The sequence below is a fragment of the Streptomyces sp. NPDC101181 genome, from assembly GCF_044767975.1.
Lineage (GTDB): Bacteria > Actinomycetota > Actinomycetes > Streptomycetales > Streptomycetaceae > Streptomyces.
The window spans coordinates 324,343-343,710 of record NZ_JBIWOX010000001.1 but is presented as its reverse complement, the minus strand read 5'-3'; the positions used below and the strand labels follow the sequence as shown (position 1 = coordinate 343,710).

General features: G+C 72.3%; 12 protein-coding genes. 3 read left to right on the top strand and 9 right to left on the bottom strand.

Translation table 11 applies throughout. From position 1 onward, the window contains the following. Positions 1 to 59 precede the first annotated feature (59 nt). Both ACIRRU_RS01440 and pta read right to left on the bottom strand, forming a co-directional pair. Positions 60 to 1,340, bottom strand: a complete 1,281-nt coding sequence (locus tag ACIRRU_RS01440) for an acetate kinase (protein WP_403674727.1) — start codon at positions 1,338 to 1,340, stop codon at positions 60 to 62. Then, positions 1,337 to 3,418, bottom strand: a complete 2,082-nt coding sequence (pta, locus tag ACIRRU_RS01435; protein WP_403674724.1) for a phosphate acetyltransferase — start codon at positions 3,416 to 3,418, stop codon at positions 1,337 to 1,339. The genes ACIRRU_RS01440 and pta overlap by 4 nt, the downstream gene beginning before the upstream one ends. Before the next feature lie 405 nt (positions 3,419 to 3,823). On the opposite strand from pta, the gene ACIRRU_RS01430 reads away from it, so the two are divergent. Continuing rightward, entirely contained in the window at positions 3,824 to 4,849 is a 1,026-nt protein-coding gene (locus tag ACIRRU_RS01430; protein ID WP_403674721.1) for an ATP-dependent 6-phosphofructokinase, read from the top strand. 138 nt (positions 4,850 to 4,987) lie between these two features. Here the strand turns inward: ACIRRU_RS01430 and ACIRRU_RS01425 are convergent, their stop codons facing one another. The 3 genes from ACIRRU_RS01425 to ACIRRU_RS01415 all read right to left on the bottom strand — a co-directional run bounded on the left by ACIRRU_RS01425 (position 4,988) and on the right by ACIRRU_RS01415 (position 8,234). Further along, a complete protein-coding gene (locus tag ACIRRU_RS01425) occupies positions 4,988 to 5,611 on the bottom strand; it encodes a helix-turn-helix domain-containing protein (RefSeq protein WP_403675595.1) in 624 nt (207 codons plus the stop codon). 290 nt (positions 5,612 to 5,901) lie between these two features. After that, positions 5,902 to 6,576 carry a response regulator gene (locus ACIRRU_RS01420; RefSeq protein ID WP_403674718.1) on the bottom strand — a complete coding sequence of 225 codons (675 nt, stop codon included), beginning with the start codon at positions 6,574 to 6,576 and terminating at the stop codon, positions 5,902 to 5,904. Next, on the bottom strand, positions 6,573 to 8,234 hold the full coding sequence (locus ACIRRU_RS01415; RefSeq protein WP_403674716.1) for an ATP-binding protein: 1,662 nt from the start codon (positions 8,232 to 8,234) through the stop codon (positions 6,573 to 6,575). The genes ACIRRU_RS01420 and ACIRRU_RS01415 overlap by 4 nt, the downstream gene beginning before the upstream one ends. Before the next feature lie 160 nt (positions 8,235 to 8,394). Here ACIRRU_RS01415 and ACIRRU_RS01410 point away from each other — a divergent pair, with 160 nt between their 5' ends. Further along, positions 8,395 to 9,765, top strand: a complete 1,371-nt coding sequence (locus ACIRRU_RS01410; protein WP_403674714.1) for a cation:dicarboxylate symporter family transporter — start codon at positions 8,395 to 8,397, stop codon at positions 9,763 to 9,765. A 189-nt stretch (positions 9,766 to 9,954) separates the two neighbouring features. Further along, a complete protein-coding gene (locus ACIRRU_RS01405; protein WP_403674711.1) occupies positions 9,955 to 11,250 on the top strand; it encodes a peptidase in 1,296 nt (431 codons plus the stop codon). Positions 11,251 to 11,330: 80 nt separating this feature from the next. Here the strand turns inward: ACIRRU_RS01405 and glgB are convergent, their stop codons facing one another. The 4 genes from glgB to ACIRRU_RS01385 form a co-directional block, all read right to left on the bottom strand. Further along, on the bottom strand, positions 11,331 to 13,787 hold the full coding sequence (glgB, locus tag ACIRRU_RS01400) for a 1,4-alpha-glucan branching enzyme (protein ID WP_403674709.1): 2,457 nt from the start codon (positions 13,785 to 13,787) through the stop codon (positions 11,331 to 11,333). An 82-nt stretch (positions 13,788 to 13,869) separates the two neighbouring features. Then, positions 13,870 to 15,291 (bottom strand): maltokinase, encoded by a 1,422-nt coding sequence (locus tag ACIRRU_RS01395; RefSeq protein WP_403674706.1) that lies wholly within the window; start codon positions 15,289 to 15,291, stop codon positions 13,870 to 13,872. A gap of 207 nt (positions 15,292 to 15,498) precedes the next feature. After that, positions 15,499 to 17,205 carry a maltose alpha-D-glucosyltransferase gene (treS, locus tag ACIRRU_RS01390; RefSeq protein ID WP_363200778.1) on the bottom strand — a complete coding sequence of 569 codons (1,707 nt, stop codon included), beginning with the start codon at positions 17,203 to 17,205 and terminating at the stop codon, positions 15,499 to 15,501. Next, positions 17,202 to 19,220, bottom strand: a complete 2,019-nt coding sequence (locus tag ACIRRU_RS01385) for a maltotransferase domain-containing protein (protein ID WP_403674703.1) — start codon at positions 19,218 to 19,220, stop codon at positions 17,202 to 17,204. Before ACIRRU_RS01385 ends, treS begins: the two co-directional genes overlap by 4 nt. Positions 19,221 to 19,368: the final 148 nt, after the last annotated feature.

The following is a 19,368-nucleotide window of genomic DNA, read 5'->3' as shown; positions in this document are numbered from 1 at the left end:
GGTTTGTTTCACTGCGGAATATTCCGTCTGGTGGAAGATACAAAGGGGCGCGGGGGTGCTCAGTTGTTACCGGGCGCCGGACTGGCCGCTTCGCCCCGGCTGACCAGCGCGAACGTCTGCTCGGCGATCTCCAGCTCCTCGTCCGTCGGCACCACGGCGACCGCCACCCGGGCGTACTCCGGCGAGATCAGCCGCGGCTCGGGCGACCGTACGGCGTTGAGCGAGGCGTCCACCGCCATGCCCAGCTCCGCCAGGCCCGCGATGGCAGCTTCCCGTACCGGTGCCGCGTTCTCACCGACCCCCGCCGTGAAGGCCACCGCGTCCACCCGGCCGAGCACCGCCGTGTAGGCGCCGATGTACTTCTTCAGCCGGTGGATGTAGATGTCGAACGCGAGCGCCGCCCGCTCGTCGCCCTCGTCGATCCGGCGGCGGATCTCCCGCATGTCGTTGTCGCCGCAGAGCCCGACCAGCCCGCTCCGCTTGTTCAGCAGGACGTCGATCTCGTCGGCCGACATCCCCGCCACCCGCTTCAGATGGAAGGTGACCGCCGGGTCGATGTCCCCGGACCGGGTACCCATCACGAGCCCTTCCAGCGGGGTCAGTCCCATGGAGGTCTCCACGCACCGCCCGCCCGCGACCGCGGAGGCCGACGCCCCGTTCCCCAGGTGCAGGACGATCACGTTGACGTCCTCGGGAGCCCTGCCCAGCAGCGCGGCCGTCCTCCGCGAGACGTACGCGTGCGAGGTGCCGTGGAAGCCGTAGCGGCGGATGCGGTGCGCGTCGGCGGTCTCCACGTCGATCGCGTACCGCGCGGCCGCCTCCGGCATCGTCGTGTGGAACGCCGTGTCGAAGACCGCCACCTGCGGCAGGTCCGGGCGCAGCGCCCGCGCGGTGACGATGCCCGTGATGTTCGCGGGGTTGTGCAGCGGGGCCACCGGGACCAGGCGCTCGATCTCCGCCAGCACCTCGTCGGTGATCTCCGTCGGCTCGCTGAACCGCAGCCCGCCGTGCACCACCCGGTGCCCGATCGCGGCGAGTTCGGGGGAGTCGAGGCCGAGGCCGTCCGCCGCCAGCTCCTCGGCCGCCGCCGCGAGCGCCGCCGCGTGGTCCGCGATCCGGCCCGTACGCTCGCGGGGTTCCGCGCCGCCGGCCGACGGGGTGTGCGCGAGCCGCGAGGTCTCCTCGCCGATCCGCTCGACCAGACCCGAGGCGAGCCGGGAGCGGTCACGCATGTCGAGGAGCTGGTACTTCACCGACGAGGAGCCGGAGTTGAGGACGAGGACGCGATGCGGTTCCACAGGGGCTGCCGTGCTTTCGTGATCAGGGGGGGTCGTCGTCATGCGGGGCGCTCCTCGCTCTGCGCCTGGATCGCCGTGATCGCCACCGTGTTGACGATGTCCTGGACGAGCGCGCCGCGCGAGAGGTCGTTGACGGGCTTGCGCAGACCCTGGAGCACCGGGCCCACCGCCACCGCGCCCGCCGAACGCTGCACGGCCTTGTAGGTGTTGTTGCCGGTGTTCAGGTCCGGGAAGATCAGTACCGTGGCCTGGCCCGCGACCTCCGAGTCCGGCAGCTTCGTCGCCGCGACGGACGGCTCGACCGCCGCGTCGTACTGGATCGGCCCTTCCACCCGCAGTTCGGGCCGCGCCGCCCGGACCCGCTCGGTGGCCTCGCGCACCTTGTCGACGTCCGCGCCGGAGCCGGAGGTCCCGGTGGAGTAGGACAGCATCGCGATCCGGGGCTCCACGCCGAAGCGGGCCGCGGTGACCGCCGACTGGACGGCGATGTCCGCGAGCTGCTCGGCGTTCGGGTCCGGGTTGACCGCGCAGTCGCCGTAGACGAGCACCTTGTCGGCCAGGCACATGAAGAAGACCGAGGAGACGATCGAGGCGTCCCCCTTCGTCTTGATGATCTCGAAGGCCGGGCGGATGGTCGCGGCGGTGGAGTGGACCGAGCCCGACACCATGCCGTCGGCCAGCCCCTCCTCCACCATCAGCGTGCCGAAGTAGTTGACGTCCGCGACCACGTCGTACGCCAGCTCCACCGTCACTCCGCGGTGCGCGCGCAGCTGCGCGTACCGCTCGGCGAAGGTCTGTCGCAGCTCGGAGGTGTGCGGGTCGATCAGCTGGGTGTCCGCGAGGTCGATGCCCAGGTCGGCGGCCTTCCTGCGGATCAGGTCCACGTCGCCGAGCAGGGTGAGGTCGCACACGGAGCGGCGCAGCAGCACGTCGGCGGCGCGCAGCACCCGCTCCTCGCCGCCCTCGGGCAGCACCACCCGGCGGCGGTCGGCGCGGGCCTGCTCCAGCAGCTCGTGCTCGAACATCATCGGCGTGACCCGCCCGCTGCGGGCCACCGAGATCCGTTCGAGGAGGGCGGCGGTGTCCACGTGGCGCTCGAACAGGCCGAGCGCGGTCTCCGCCTTACGGGGGGTGGCGGCGTTCAACTTGCCTTCGAGGGACAGCAGTTCCGTCGCGGTCGGGAAGGAGCCGCCGGCCACCGACACCACCGGGGTGCCCGGCGCGAGCCGCGCGGCCAGCGTGAGTATCTCCTCGCCCGGCCGCTCGTCCAGGGTCAGCAGCACGCCCGCGATGGGCGGGGTGCCCGCGCTGTGCGCGGCGAGCGAGCCCACCACCAGGTCGGCCCGGTCCCCGGGGGTGACGACCATGCAGCCGGGGGTCAGCGCGTTCAGCAGGTTCGGCAGCATCGCCCCGCCGAACACGAAGTCCAGCGCGTCCCGCGCCAGCCCCGAGTCGTCGCCGAGCAGCACGGTGCCGTTCAGCGCGGCGGTGATCTGGGCGACCGTGGGCGCCGAGAGCGCCGGGTCGTCGGGCAGCACCGAGACCGGCACGGGCAGCTGGGACCCCAGCCGCTCCGCGATGGCCGCGCGGTCGTCGGCGGCCACCCGGTTCACCACCATGGCCAGCACGTCGCAGCCGAGCCCCGCGTAGGCGCGGTAGGCGTTACGCGTCTCGGCGCGGACGGACTCCGCCGCCTGGCCCTTGCCGCCGACCACCGCGATCACGGACGCGCCGAACTCGTTGGCCAGCCGGGCGTTCAGCGCCAGCTCGTCGGGCAGCTGGGTGGCGGCGAAGTCGGTGCCGAGGACGAGCACTGCCTCGTAGTCCCGGGCCACCTGGTGGAAGCGGTCGACGAGCAGGGAGACCAGCTCGTCGGTGCCCTTCTCCGCCTGCACCGCGGACGCCTCGTGATAGTCCAGCCCGTGGACGGACGCCGGGCTCTGGGAGAGCCGGTAGCGGGCCCGCAGCAGCTCGTAGAGCCGGTCGGGCCCGTCGTGGACCAGCGGACGGAAGACCCCGACCCGGTCGACCTGGCGCGTCAGGAGTTCCATGACACCCAGCTCGACGACCTGACGGCCGTCCCCCCGTTCGATCCCGGTCACGTACACGCTGCGCGCCACGCGAGCTCTCCCGTCGTTGTTCGGTGCCGCGGGGCGTCCGGACGAGCGGTGGTGTTCCGGGCCGTCCCCGTGCTGGGTCCCGGCGGTCCGCCGGGTGCGGCATTGGCCTGTATCGCCTCTTGACGATACTCGGGACAGCCCTTATGCCGCCCGCCGGAGGTCCCGGCCCTCGCGGGCGGAAGTCCCCGGTCCGGGCCCCGGAAGCCCCCGGCCTCGGCCCGGGGCGTCCCGGGCTTCCGGCCGTCGCCGGTCCCGCCGGGCACCCCTGTCCGCCCGCCCGCCCGGCCTGGCCGAAAGCGCGGGGCCCGTGCCGGGCGTGGGACAATCGTCACGGTTCAGGGCACGGGGACCACCTCGGTCGGTCCCCCGGACAGCGCGGCACTCACGAGCAGGAGACTTTTCTCGATGCGCATCGGAATTCTGACCGCGGGCGGCGACTGCCCCGGCCTGAACGCAGTGATCCGGTCGGTCGTGCACCGGGCCGTCGTGGGCCACGGCGACGAGGTCATCGGCTTCGAGGACGGCTTCAAGGGACTCCTCGACGGGTACTTCCGCCCCCTCGACCTCAACGCGGTCAGCGGCATCCTGGCCCGCGGCGGCACCATCCTCGGCTCGGCCCGGCTGGAGCGCGACCGGCTGCGCGAGGCCGCCGAGAACTGCGCGGAGCTCTCCCGCCGCTACGGCATCGACGCGCTCATCCCGATCGGCGGCGAGGGCACGCTCACCGCGGCCCGGATGCTCGCCGACGCGGGCATGCCGGTCGTCGGCGTCCCGAAGACCATCGACAACGACATCTCCGCCACCGACCGCACCTTCGGCTTCGACACGGCGGTGGGCGTCGCGACCGAGGCCATAGACCGTCTGAAGACCACCGCCGAGTCCCACCAGCGGGTGATGGTCGTCGAGGTGATGGGCCGCCACGCGGGCTGGATCGCGCTGGAGTCCGGGATGGCGGGCGGCGCCCACGGCATCTGCCTGCCCGAGCGGCCCTTCCAGGTCGACGACCTGGTCAAGATGGTCGAGGAACGCTTCGCCCGCGGGAAGAAGTTCGCCGTGGTCTGCGTCGCCGAGGGCGCGCACCCGGCCGAGGGCTCCATGCCCTACGCCAAGGGTGCCATCGACCAGTACGGCCACGAGCGCTTCCAGGGCATCGGCAACCGCCTGGCCATGGAGCTGGAGACCCGGCTCGGCAAGGAGGCCCGGCCGGTCATCCTCGGCCACGTCCAGCGCGGCGGCACGCCCACCGCCTACGACCGGGTGCTCGCCACCCGCTTCGGCTGGCACGCCGTGGAGGCCGTGCACCGCGGCGACTTCGGCCGGATGACCGCGCTGCGCGGCACCGAGATCGCCATGGTGCCGCTCGCGGACGCGGTCGCCCGGCTCAAGACGGTCCCGGCGGACCGGATGTACGAGGCGGAGTCGGTCTTCTAGACCCGTACGGGCTCCCACCCCGCACGGGTGCCGGAGGCGTGCGGGGTTCCGGAGCCCTGCGGGTTTTCCGGGCCGTGCGGGGTTTCCGGACCTGTGCGGGTTTTCCGGGGCGTGCGGGGTTCCGGAGCCGTGCCGGGTTCACACCCCGGCGGTCCGCCAGAACTGTTCCACCACGCGGGTAAGGAACGCCCGCCCCGCGTCGCCCGTCGAGCCGGAGCGCTCCCGGCCGGTGCTGCTCCAGCTCAACGTGGACACCATCAGCGCCTGGTAGTCCGAGTGCAGCTGCTCCAGCACGTCCTGGACCAGCGCCCTCTCCAGCGGGACCATCCTGGACACCGGCCGGACGTACGCCTGCCAGCGCGTGGTGACCGCGCTGCTCAGCAGCTCCGCCAGTTCCGTGTCCCGGCCCGTCGCCGTCAGGAACTGCGCCGCCGACAGACCCAGCGCCCGGCACAGGGCCTGGGACTGCTTCTCGTTGCCCCGCCAGCGCCCCGACTCCTCCATCCGCAGATACGAGGCACCGGTCATCCCCAGGTGCCGGGCCAGGTCGTCCACGGTCAGCTCCCGGGTCATCCGGTGCTCGCGCAGGGTGGTGGCGGCGGCGAGCAGCTCGCCGGGGGCGCACCACAGGACGCCCGCGAGAGCGGTCAGCTCCCGTTCCCCGGGGGCGGCGGCGCCGCGCTCCCAGGCGATGACCGTCTCGGGGCTGATCCGGAGTCCGTACTGGGCGGCGAGCCCGTAGGCGACATGGCCCGGAGCCATCCCCAGAGCCTCGCGGAGACGGCGCGCGGCGGGGGCGTTGAACGGCGGGGTGGGGTGCACGGGCCCACCGTAGGAGTCCGGAACCCCCCTGGCTACGGTACGTTCTGCTCAGAACAGGCTTCGGAGGAAGCTCCGAGGGCGAACCGCACGGGCGGTACGCAAAACCCCGCCCCACCAGCCCTTTCCCGGTCGCCCCCGCCACCCGGTCGCCGCGGGGCGGAAACCGACCGGAAAGCGCTTGCCCGGTCCCGCCCCACGTGCCCCGCCCCACGTGCCTTACGCGCCCCGGGTCAGCGGCTCGCGGCCAGCCAGCGATAGTGCAGTTCGGGCCGGCCGACCTGTCCGTAGTGCGGACGTCTCGCGGCGCTGCCCACCGTCACCAGATGCTCCAGATAGCGCCGGGCGGTGATCCGCGAGATCCCCAGCTCCTCCCCGGCGGCCGCCGCCGTCACCCCGTCCGGGGACGCCTTGAGCACCCGGGTCACCGCCTCCAGCGTCGGGCCGCTGAGCCCCTTGGGCAGGGCGGCCGGGTCGGCGACCCGCAGCACGCCCAGCGCCCGGTCCACCTCCTCCTGGCCGCTGGCCTCCCCGGCGGCGCCCCGGAACTCCGCGTACCGCGTCAGCCGGTCCCGCAGCGTGGGGTAGGTGAACGGCTTCAGCACGTACTGCACCACGCCGAGCGACACCCCCTCCCGGACCACCGCGAGGTCCCGTGCCGAGGTCACGGCGATCACGTCCGCCCCGTGCCCGGCCGCCCGCAGCGAGCGCAGCAGCCCGAGCCCGTGCCCGTCCGGGAGGTAGAGGTCGAGCAGCAGCAGGTCCACCGGGGTGCGCTCCAGCGCCCGCACCGCCGCCGCCCGGGTGTGCGCCACCGCCGTCACCGTGAAGCCCTCCACCCGCTCCACGTACATCTGGTGCGCGTCGGCCGCCACCGGATCGTCCTCCACCACCAGCACCCGGATCATGCCGTGACCTCCTTCGCCGTACGGTCCCCGAGCGGCAGCCGTACGGTGAACCGGGCGCCCCCGTCCGGACCGGTGTCCAGCTCCACCGTGCCCCCGTTGCGGTGCGCCGCCTGCCGCACCAGGGCGAGACCGAGACCGCGCCCCGCCCCGTGCGTCGACCAGCCGCGCCGGAACACCTCGTCCGCCGCCCCGGGGTCGATGCCCGCGCCGGTGTCCGCGACCCGCAGCAGCAGCTCCCGCCCGTCCACCCGTGCCGTCACCGTGACCCTGGCCCGGCCCGGGGCCCCGCCGCGCTGCGCGGGCATCTTGCCGTCCGCGTCCTCCGCGCCCTCGGAGGCTGCCTCCACCGCGTTGTCGATCAGATTGCCGAGGATCGTCACCAGGTCCCGTCGGCCCGGCGCGTCCGGCAGCGCCCCGTCGTCGATCAGGCTGTCCTGCGCCAGCTCCAGCTCCACGCCCCGCTCGTTGGCCTGGGCCGCCTTGCCCAGCAGCAGCGCGGCCAGCACCGGCTCCTCCACCGCCCCCACCACCCGGTCGGTCAGCACCTGCGCCAGCTCCAGCTCCGCCGTCGCGAAGTCCACCGCCTCGGCCACCCGGCCCAGCTCGATCAGCGACACCACGGTGTGCAGCCGGTTCGCCGCCTCGTGCGCCTGCGAGCGCAGCGCCTGCGTGAAACCGCGCTCCGAGTCCAGCTCGCCCGCCAGCGCCTGGAGCTCGGTGTGGTCCCGCAGGGTCACCACCGTGCCGCGCCGCTCCCCGCCCACCACCGGACGGGTGTTGACCACGAGCACCCGGTCCGCCGTCAGGTGCAGCTCGTCCACCCGCGCTTCGGACGCCAGCAGCGCACCCGTGAGCGGCGCGGGCAGCCGCAGCTCGTCCACCGTCCGCCCCACCGCCTGCGCCTGCGGGCCGAGGCCCAGCAGCTCCCGGCCCGCGTCGTTGATCAGCGCGATCCGGCGCCGCCCGTCCAGCATCAGCAGCCCCTCGCGCACCGCGTGCAGCGTGGCCTGGTGGTAGTCGTGCAGCCGGCTGAGCTCGGCGGCGTTCATCCCGTGGGTGTGCCGCCGCAGCCGGGCGTTGATCACGTACGTGCCGATCCCGCCCGCCGCCAGCGCTCCGCCCGCCGCCAGCGCGAGGGCGCCGAGCTGCTCGCGTACCTGCGAGGAGACCCTGTCCACGGTGATGCCCGCGCTGACCAGCCCCACGATCCGGCCGCCGTCGCGGATCGGGGTCACCACCCGGATCGAGGGGCCCAGGGTGCCGGTGTAGGTCTCGGTGAAGGTCTCCCCGCGCAGCGCCTCCTCGGTGTGGCCGAGGAAGGACTCGCCGATCAGCGAGGCGTCCGGGTGCGTCCAGCGCTTCCGCTCGGTGTCCATGATCGTGACGAACGCGATGCCGGTGTCCTCGCGGACCTGCTCCGCGTACGGCTGGAGCGCGGCGGACGGGTCCGGGGTGCGGATCGCCTCCCGTACGGAGGGGGAATCGGCCACCGCGACGGCCGCCGCCCGCACCTGCCGGGTGGCCGTCTCCTCGGCCTGCGCGCTGCCGGAGACGTACGCGAAGACGGCGCACCCGGCCACCACGGCGGCGATCAGCACGACCTGCATGGCGAAGAGCTGCCCGGCCAGGCTGCGAGGGCGGGTACGGGGGAGGCGCATCCTCACAGTCTGCCTCGCCGGGACGGGGTGTCACCCGGTGGCCGGAAAGCGACCGTGAACGATATGAACGCAAGGGTGACCGGGGTCACAGGCCGGTGGATAGTCACCGAAGCCCCCAGGGACGGGGGCGCTAGCCGTGACCGAGCCGAGGAGCCCCACCATGGCTGTGGCAGCCAAACAACGGGACCGCACCCACTACCTGTACATCGCCGTGATCGCCGCCGTGGCGCTCGGCATCCTGGTGGGCTTCGCGGCCCCCGGGGTGGCCGTCGAGCTGAAGCCCATCGGCGCCGGTTTCGTGAACCTGATCAAGATGATGATCTCGCCGATCATCTTCTGCACGATCGTGCTGGGCGTCGGCTCGGTCCGCAAGGCGGCCAAGGTCGGCGCCGTGGGCGGTCTGGCGCTCGGCTACTTCCTCGCCATGTCGACCGTGGCCCTCGCCATCGGTCTGCTCGTCGGCAACTTCCTGGAGCCCGGCTCCACCCTCCACATCACCGAGGCCGCCCGGGAGGCGGGCGCGGAGCAGGCCGGAGGAACCGGGGAGTCCACCGCGGACTTCCTGCTCGGCATCATCCCGACCACGATCGTCTCCGCCTTCACCGAGGGCGAGGTCCTCCAGACCCTCCTCGTCGCCCTCCTCGCGGGCTTCGCGCTCCAGGCGATGGGCAAGACCGGTGAGCCGATCATCCGCGGCATCACCCACATCCAGCGCCTCGTCTTCCGCATCCTCGCGATGATCATGTGGGCGGCCCCGGTCGGCGCGTTCGGCGCGATCGCCGCGGTGGTCGGCGAGACCGGGCTCGACGCCCTGAAGTCCCTCGCGATCATCATGATCGGCTTCTACGTCACCTGTGCGCTCTTCGTCTTCGTGGTGCTCGGCGCGATCCTGCGCCTGGTCGCCGGGGTGAACCTGTTCGCTCTGCTGAAGTACCTGGGCCGCGAGTTCCTGCTGATCCTGTCCACCTCCTCCTCCGAGTCGGCCCTGCCCCGGCTCATCGCGAAGATGGAGCACATGGGCGTCAGCAAGCCCGTCGTCGGCATCACCGTCCCGACCGGCTACTCCTTCAACCTCGACGGCACCGCGATCTACCTCACGATGTCCTCGCTGTTCATCGCCAACGCGATGGGCGACCCGCTGAGCGCGGGCGAGCAGATCTCGCTCCTCGTCTTCATGATCATCGCCTCGAAGGGCGCGGCGGGCGTCACCGGCGCCGGCCTGGCCACCCTCGCCGGCGGACTCCAGTCGCACCGCCCCGAACTGGTCGACGGCGTCGGCCTGATCGTCGGCATCGACCGCTTCATGAGCGAGGCCCGCGCCCTGACCAACTTCGCGGGCAACGCGGTCGCCACGGTCCTGGTCGGCCACTGGACCAAGGAGATCGACAAGGAGCGCGTCGGCCAGGTCCTCGCCGGGCAGATCCCGTTCGACGAGCGGACCCTGGTGGACGACGGGCACGGCGACCCGGCCGACTCCGGCGACGTCCCCGACCAGCGCGAGACCGCCGCCGAGCAGCCCGCCAAGGTCTGACCCGCGCCCCTTCCCCGACCACTGCCGCACCCCCCACCCAAGGACACCCGTATCCCCCGGTACGGGTGTCCTTGCGTTCGCGCCCCGCGCCGGAGCGCGGGAGCGCGTGCAACCCTTCGCCGCAGTAAGCGGTCTCTACCGGCGAAGGACCGCAGTCCGTCGCACGCGCCCCACGACCGAAGGAACTTCATGCGCATCGCACCGCCCTCCCGCCGGACCTCCACCGGGTCCGCGGCCGCCGTCACCGCCGCCGCCCTGGTGGCGCTGGGTGCCGCACCGGCGTTCGCCGCCGGACCGGAGCCGGATCTCGGCGTCGGAACGATCGCTTCCGTCAAGGGAGTCCAGCCGGGAAGTTCCTTCTCCACGCCGCTGACCTTCCTCAACAAGGGGACGGCCCCGGTGACCACCACCTACGTGCGGTACGCGGTGTCGCCGGGCCTGAAGGCGGACGAGACGTACAAGAACTGCACGTACTACACCGTGCCCTCGCACGACGAGATGCCGGAGGCGCAGGTGGCCTCCTGCAAGATCGACCAGCCGCTGAAGCCCGACGTCGTCTACCGCACGGCGAAGCCCCTCGCGCTGCAGGCGCGGCCCACCGCGCTCCACGACGACCTGCGGGTGGCGATCAGCACCCAGGACCTGTCCGGGGACGACGAACCCAGGGACCCGGTCCCCGGCACCGGCGACCCGCTCACCCTTGAGGAGCAGGGCCCGGCCTCGCCCGCCGACCGGGAGAACCACCCGGAGTCGGGCGCGACCGCCGAGGTGACCGCCGCCAACACGGCCGACTTCGCGCTGACCGGCGCCGAGCTCAAGGGCGAGGTGGGCGACAAGGTCACCGCCAAGGTGGTCTTCGCCAACCGGGGCCCGGCCTGGGTGCGGGGTCCCCTGGACCAGAGCGTCACCACCGTCGACGTCCGGATCCCGAAGGGCACCTCGGTGGTGAAGGCGGACGGCTACTGCGACGAGGTCACCAAGACCCACTACCGCTGCGGCACTTCGCAGTCCTGGGTGGACGCGGACGGCGGCGAGGAGTACCCCTTCGTCCTGCGCGTGGACGAGGCGGTCGGCGCCACCACCGGTGAGGTCTCCTTCACCGGACCCGAGCGTCCCTTCGACCGGAACGCCGCCAACGACACCGCGCGGATCGTGATCGACACCGGCGAGAAGACGGAGACGGGCACCTCCGGCTCCTCGGACGGCTCACCGGACGGCTCCTCGGACGGCGCGACCACCGAGGGCTCCGGCTCCACCGGCTCGACGGGCTCCACCGGAGGTACGGACACCTCCGGCGGCTCCGCGGCCACGGGCGGCTCGGCCGCGACCGGCGGCAGCGACCCGCGGCCGCAGAGCGGCGGCAGCCTCGCGGCGACCGGCACGGAGTACGCCGGGCCGGCCGTGGGCATGGCGGCGGCGGCCGTGGCAGCGGGCGGCGGCATCGTCTGGGCCGTCCGCAGGCGGTCGGCGACCCGAGCGCACTGACGAAACGGCCGGGGGCCGGGGGCGCGTCACTTCGGACGCGCCCCCGGCCCCCGGCCGTCTTCACACCGGATCCGCGGGAGCTACGCCGGGCGGAACCACAGCGTCGCCAGCGGCGGCAGCGTCAGCGCGATGCTGGACGGCCTGCCGTGCGCGGGCACCGCCTCCGCCTTCAGCGGCTCCTCGTTGCGCACGTCGCTGCCCCCGTAGCGGGCCGCGTCCGTGTTCAGCACCTCCACCCAGCCCTCCGTCCCGGTCTCCGGGACCCCGACGCGGTAGTCGTGCCGCACCACCGGGGAGAAGTGCGAGACGGCGAGCAGCGGGGAGCCGTCCGCGTCGTAGCGCAGGAACGCGAAGACGTTGTCCTCGGCCGCCCCGCCGTCCACCCAGCCGAACCCCTCCGGCACCGTGTCGCGCTGCCACAGCGCGGGCACCGCCCCGTACACCGCGTTGAGGTCCCCGACCAGGGACCGGACCCCGAGGTGGTCGCCGGAGGCGTCGTAGGCCGGGTCCAGCAGCCACCAGTCCGGGCCGTGCCCCTCGGACCACTCCGTACCCTGGGCGAACTCCTGCCCCATGAAGAGGAGTTGCTTACCGGGGTGGGCCCACATGAAGCCCAGGTAGGCGCGGTGGGTGGCGCGCTGCTGCCACCAGTCGCCGGGCATCTTCGCCACCAGCGCGCCCTTGCCGTGCACCACCTCGTCGTGGGAGATGGGCAGGACGTAGTTCTCGCTGTAGGCGTACACCATCGAGAACGTCATCTCGTTGTGGTGGTACTTGCGGTGCACCGGCTCCTTCGCCACGTACAGCAGCGAGTCGTGCATCCAGCCCATGTTCCACTTCAGCCCGAAGCCCAGGCCCCCGCCGTCGGTGGGGCGGGTGACGCCGTCCCAGGCCGTGGACTCCTCGGCGATGGTCACCACGCCGGGGTTGCGGCGGTAGACCGTCGCGTTCATCTCCTGGAGGAAGGCGACCGCGTCCAGGTTCTCCCGCCCGCCGAACTCGTTGGGCGACCACTGGCCGTCCTCGCGGGAGTAGTCGAGGTAGAGCATCGAGGCGACGGCGTCGACCCGCAGCCCGTCGATGTGGAACTCCTCGCACCAGTACGTCGCGTTGGCGACCAGGAAGTTGCGGACCTCGGCGCGGCCGTAGTCGAACTCCAGCGTCCCCCAGTCCGGGTGGGCGGCCCGCAGCGGGTCGGCCGGCTCGTACAGCGGCCGCCCGTCGAACTCCGCCAGCGCCCACGCGTCGCGCGGGAAGTGGGCCGGGACCCAGTCCATGATCACGCCGATGCCCGCCCGGTGCAGCGCGTCCACCAGGAACCGGAAGTCGTCCGGGGTGCCCATGCGCGAGGTCGGCGCGTAGAAGCCGGTGACCTGGTAGCCCCAGGACCCGCCGAAGGGATGCTCGGCGACCGGCATCAGCTCCACATGCGTGAAGCCCAGCTCCTTGATGTACGCGGGCAGCTGCTCGGCGAGCTGACGATACGTCAGACCCGGCCGCCAGGAGGCGAGATGCAGCTCGTACACCGAGAACGGGGCCTCGTGGACCGGACGGTCGCCCCGGTGCGCCATCCAGTCCGCGTCCTGCCACTCGTGGTGCGCGGCGGTGACGATGGAGGCGGTCGCGGGCGGGACCTCCGTGCGCCGGGCCATCGGGTCGGCCCGCACCGTGTGCGTACCGTCCGGGCGGCAGATGTCGAACTTGTACAGCGCGCCCTCGCCGACACCCGGCAGGAACAGCTCCCACACCCCGGACGAGCCGAGCGAGCGCATCGGCGTGGCGGTGCCGTCCCAGTAGCTGAAATCACCGGTCACCCGCACCCCGCGCGCGTTCGGAGCCCACACGGTGAACCGGGTTCCCCGCACCCCCTGGTGCTCCATCGGCCGTGCGCCCAGCGCCTGCCACAGCTCCTCGTGGCGGCCCTCGCCGATCAGGTGCAGATCCAGCTCGCCGATCGCGGGCCAGAAGCGGTAGGGGTCGTCGATCTCGACGGTGTTGTCGTCGTACACCACCTGGAGCCGGTAGTCCGGCACCTCCGGCACCGGCAGCACCCCGGAGAAGAACCCGTCGCCGTCGTCGTGCAGTTCGGCCCGCCCACCGGTGCTCAGCACCGTGACGGAGCGCGCGAACGGCCGCAGCGCCCGGACCAGCGTCCCGCCCGGGATCGGGTGCGCGCCGAGCACCGCGTGCGGAGCGTGGTGGTCGCCCGCCAGCAGCCTGCCCCGGTCCGCGATGTCCAGCGCGGGCGCCGGACGGGCGGCGGCGGTCGTCTCGCCCGTGCGCGGACGGGGCGGGGCCGCGTCCGCCCGCTTGGCCCGGGGGCGCTTGGCGGGCGCGGCCTTCTTGGCCACGGCCTTCTTGGGCGTGGCCTTCGCGGGCGTGGCCTTCTTGGCGGCGGCCTTCCTGGGCGTGGCCGGTGCGTCGGCGGTGGCGGTCTCGGCGGCCGCGTCGACCGGGGCCTCGGCGGGGGCCGCCGCGGGGGCGTCGGAGGGCTTCCGGTCTGCGGATGCCTTGCGGGAGGGCTTGCGGGCGGTCACGGGGACTGCCTCCTCGGGATCACGGGATGGACACGGGATGAAGATGAAGGGGAGAGGGGCCGGCGGGCGGGGGAGCGGTGGCTCAGGCGGCGGCCGACCGGGCCAGCCGTTCGATGGCGGCCATCGGCACCGGCAGCCAGTCGGGACGGTGGCGGGCCTCGTACAGCACCTCGTACACCGCCTTGTCGGTCTCGTGGGCGCGCAGCAGCTCGGGTTCCCCGCGCGGGTCGGTCCCCCCGGCCTGCGCGTAGCCCTCGCAGTAGGCGGCGCGGCAGCGGGCCGCCCACTCCGGGTGCCAGGGTTGGTGCGAGCGGGCTGCGTAGTCGAAGGATCGCAGCATCCCCGCCACGTCGCGCGCCGGGGGTGCCGGACGGCGGCGCTCGGGAAGCGGCCGGGCCGGTTCGCCCTCGAAGTCGATCAACGACCAGAGGCCGTCGGGGGAGCGCAGCGTCTGGCCGAGATGGAGGTCGCCGTGCACGCGCTGCTGGGCCCAGCCGCTGCCCCGCAGACCGAGGTCGTTCACCGCCTCGAACGCGGCGCGCAGCCCGGGGGCGTGCGGCAGCAGCGCGGGGACCGCCTTGGCGGCTGCCTCCAGCCGCTCGACCATCCCGGCCACCAGCTGCCGGGTCTGGGTGCCGCGCAGCGCCGGGGTGGGCAGGGCGGCGGCGAGCGCGGTGTGCACCTCGGCGGTGGCCCGGCCCAGTGCCCGCGCCTCGGGGAGGAAGTCCCGGCCCGCGGCCAGTGCGGCGAGCGCGAGCTGCCAGCCGTCGCGGGCGCCGTGCAGGAAGGGCTGGAGGATGCCGAGGGTGAGCGGTTCGGCTCCGGGCGCCTCGAACCAGGCGATGGGGGCGGGGACCCGCTCGCACCCTTCGCGGCTGAGCGCGAGGGGCAGTTCGAGATCCGGGTTGGTGCCCGGGAAGACCCGTCGGAAGATCTTGAGGATGTACGCGTCGCCGTAGACGAGCGAGGAGTTGGACTGCTCGGCGTCCAGGACCCGGGGGGCCAGCCCCGACGGGATCTCGGCGGTCCGCTCGAAGCGGAGGGTGCCGAGGGTGCCGGGCCGGCGGAACCGTTCCAGCAGAAGACCGGCCAGCCGTGGATCGTGCGGTGCGTCGTAGACGGTCCGCCCGGCCAGCGGACCCCCCTCGACCCGGCCGACCAGCGCTCCGGCGAGGCTGTCCGGCAGTGATGGCCGTACACCGAGCAGGAGTTGGTAGCAGTCGTCGTCCGGGACCGCGGTCCGTTCGGGCTGCTCGACCCGCAGCAGCAGATGCAGCAGTCCCGGATCGTCCGCGGCGTCCAGTGGCAGCATCTCGGTGGCCGAGACCAGTGAGAAACCGGTGACCGGGTGGTCCTTGCCCGCGAACCACCGCTGCCGGGGCAGCCACTCGTGGAGCAGCGGGGTCAGGGACGCCAGCAGGGCATCGTCCTTCGCGCTGTTCGGGGTCGCGCTGTTCCTTGTGCTCTTCGCCAGGGCGACGTGACTGGATGCAGCCTCCGACATGGCATCGCGTCCTTTCCCCGGGCACACAGGATGCGAAGAGTGTCCCGGATTGCGGCAATGGCTGTCCGGCTGTGCGGGACGTGTCGGGTGAGGATGGTCCTTACGGACTCGAACGGCGGAGCTGCGAAGGCCGTGGCGGGGCCTTCGCTTCGCTCAGAGTGCCCCGTGCGGGGCGGTGGAAACCGCCCCGCACGGACTGACACCACATCAGGCCGGCGGCGCGTCCTTGCGCAGCCGGAACCAGTAGAAGCCGTGTCCGGCCAGGGTCAGCAGGTACGGCAGCTGCCCGATGGCGGGGAAGCGCACCCCGCCGATCAGCTCCACCGGATGGCGTCCGGCGAACGCCCGCAGGTCCAGCTCGGTGGGCTGGGCGAACCGGGAGAAGTTGTGCACGCACAGGACCAAGTCGTCCTTGTACTCACGGGTGAACGCCAGCACCGCCGGGTTGGAGGAGGGCAGTTCGGTGTACTCGCCGAGGCCGAAGGCGGGATTCTGCTTGCGGATCTCGATCATCCGGCGGGTCCAGTGCAGCAGCGAGGACGGCGAGGCCATCGACGCTTCCACGTTGGTGACCTGGTAGCCGTAGACCGGGTCCATGATCGTGGGGAGGTAGAGCCGCCCCGGGTCGCTGGAGGAGAACCCGGCGTTGCGGTCCGGGGTCCACTGCATCGGGGTGCGCACCGCGTCCCGGTCGCCGAGCCAGATGTTGTCGCCCATCCCGATCTCGTCCCCGTAGTAGAGGATCGGGGAGCCCGGCAGCGACAGCAGCAGCGCGGTGAACAGCTCGATCTGGTTGCGGTCGTTGTCCAGCAGCGGGGCGAGCCGGCGGCGGATGCCGATGTTGGCACGCATCCGCGGGTCCTTGGCGTACTCCGCGTACATGTAGTCGCGCTCTTCGTCCGTGACCATCTCGAGCGTCAGCTCGTCGTGGTTGCGCAGGAAGATGCCCCACTGGCAGTTCTTCGGGATCTCCGGCGTCTTCGCCAGGATCTCGGAGACCGGGTAGCGGCTCTCCCGGCGCACCGCCATGAAGATGCGCGGCATCACGGGGAAGTGGAACGCCATGTGGCACTCGTCGCCGCCGGTCTCGTAGTCGCCGAAGTAGTCGACGACGTCCTCCGGCCACTGGTTGGCCTCGGCGAGGAGCACGGTGTCCGGGTAGTTGGCGTCGATCTCCTTGCGGACCCGCTTGAGGAAGTTGTGGGTCTCGGGGAGGTTCTCGCAGTTGGTGCCCTCGCGCTGGTAGAGGTAGGGCACCGCGTCGACCCGGAAGCCGTCGATGCCCAGGTCCAGCCAGAAGCGCAGGGCGGCCAGGATCTCCTCCTGGACGGCCGGGTTCTCGTAGTTGAGGTCCGGCTGGTGGGAGAAGAAACGATGCCAGTAGTACTGCTTGCGCACCGGGTCGAAGGTCCAGTTGGACGTCTCGGTGTCGACGAAGATGATCCGGGCGTCCTGGAACTGCTTGTCGTCGTCGGCCCAGACGTAGTAGTCGCCGTACGGCCCGTCGGGGTCGGAGCGGGACTGCTGGAACCACTCGTGCTGGTCGCTCGTGTGGTTCATGACGAAGTCGATGATGACGCGCATGCCCCGCTGGTGCGAGGCGTCGACGAACTCCACGAAGTCGGCGAGGTCGCCGAACTCGGGCAGCACGGCGGTGTAGTCGGAGACGTCGTAACCGCCGTCGCGCAGCGGGGACTTGAAGAACGGCGGCAGCCAGAGGCAGTCGACGCCGAGCCACTGGAGGTAGTCCAGCTTGGCGGTGATGCCCTTGAGGTCGCCGATTCCGTCCCCGTTGGAGTCCTGGAAGGACCGTACGAGGACCTCGTAGAAGACGGCGCGCTTGAACCAGTCGGGATCGCGGTCCTTGGCGGGAGTGTCCTCGAAGGTGTCGTGGACAGGCTCGTTGACGATCATGGTGTGGGTGACCCTCCGGTCGGCGGGGACGGTCGCAGGACCGCGATGTGCGCGGGCGTGATGCCCGGCTCCAGGCGCACGTAGAAGTTCCTGCCCCAGTGATAGGTGTCGCCGGTGAGCTCGTCGCGCACCGGTACGCGCTCGTGCCCTTCGAGGCCGAGCCGCTCCATGTCCAACGAGACCGTGGCCTCCTGGGTGTGGTGCGGGTCGAGGTTCACGACCACCACAACGGTGTTCGAACCGGAGCGCTTGCTGTAGACGATCAGCGACTCGTTGTCGGCGTGGTGGAAGTGCACCCCGCGCAGCCGCTGGAGCGCGGGGTTACGCCGGCGGATGCGGTTCAGCGAGGTGATCAGGGGCGTCAGGGTGCGGCCCTCGCGCTCCGCCGACTCCCAGTCCCGCGGGCGCAGTTCGTACTTCTCCGAGTGCAGGTACTCCTCGCTCCCCGGCTTGGCCGGGGTGTTCTCGCACAGCTCGAACCCCGCGTACACCCCCCAGGAGGGCGCCAGTGTCGCGGCCAGCACCGCCCGGGTCTCGAAGGCCGGGCGGCCGCCCTCCTGGAGATAGCCGGGCAGGATGTCGGGGGTGTTCACGAAGAAGTTGGGCCGCATGTACGAGGCGGCCTCCCCGGACAGCTCCGTGACGTACTCGGTCAGTTCCCGCTTGGTGTTGCGCCAGGTGAAGTAGGTGTACGACTGCTGGAAGCCGACCGCGCCCAGGGTGTGCATCATCGCCGGGCGGGTGAACGCCTCCGCCAGGAAGATCACGTCGGGATCGGTGCCGTTGATCTCGGCGATCACCTTCTCCCAGAACACCACCGGCTTGGTGTGCGGGTTGTCCACCCGGAAGATCCGCACCCCGTGGTCCATCCAGAACCGCAGGACGCGCACCGTCTCCGCCACCAGACCGCGCATGTCCTTGTCGAAGGCGATCGGATAGATGTCCTGGTACTTCTTCGGCGGGTTCTCGGCGTACGCGATCGAACCGTCGGGGCGGTGGTGGAACCAGTCCGGGTGCTCCTTGACCCACGGGTGGTCCGGCGAGCACTGGAGCGCGAAGTCCAGCGCGATCTCCATCCGCAGATTGCGGGCCACCGACACGAAGTGGTCGAAGTCCTCCAGCGTGCCCAGCTCCGGGTGGACGGTGTCGTGTCCGCCGTCGGCCGACCCGATCGCCCACGGCACCCCCGGGTCGTGCTCCCCGGGGGTCAGCGTGTTGTTGGGGCCCTTGCGGTGGGTCGTTCCGATCGGGTGGACGGGCGGCAGATACACCACGTCGAACCCCATGGCGGCGACGGCGGGCAGCCGCTCCGCCGCCGTCCGGAAGGTGCCGCTCACCAGGCGGGTCGGCGCGTCCGGCGCGCTGTCGGAGGGGTCCACCGGGACCCGCTTCGCACCCTCCGAGCGCGGGAACAGCTCGTACCACGACCCGTACAGCGCCCGCTCGCGCTCCACCCGCACCGCCAGCGGCTTGGAGCGGGTGACCAGCTCACGCAGCGGGTAGCGGGCCAGCACCGCGTCGGCCGCCGGGGTCCGGGCGGCGGCCAGCCGGGCGGCCGGCGGGTGCGCGGTGTCGCGCAGCGCGTCCAGCGCCGCGAGCACCGCCTCGCGGCCGTGCTTCTTCGGCACGCCCGCGGCGGCCCGCTCCAGCAGCGCGGCCCCCTCGGCCAGCACCAGGTCCGTGTCGATGCCCGCCGGGATCTTGATCGCGGCGTGGTGCCGCCAGGTGGAGAGCGGATCGCTCCAGGCCTCCACCGTGTAGGTCCAGCGGCCCTCCGAGGTCGGGGTGATCTCCGCGCCCCACCGGTCCGTCCCCGGGGCCAGCTCCCTCATCGGGGTCCACGGGCCCACCCGTCCGCTCGGATCGCGGAGCACGACATTGGCGGCCACCGCGTCATGGCCTTCACGGAAGACCGTGGCGGTGACCTGGAACGTCTCACCGGCGACGGCCTTCGCCGCCCGTCTGCCGCAGTCGACGAGGGGACGGACGTCGAGGACGGGAATACGACCGATCATGGAATCACCTGAGGGCTGGAGGGGCTCGGCGTGCACGGAGGACGGCCGGGGCGCGGGTGACCGACCGCGTGTGCCGCGTTGACGGGGATCTGTCCTTTGTAGCTGCTCAGCTGGCTGCTGACGGGCTGTGGGCATGGCCGCTCCTGTG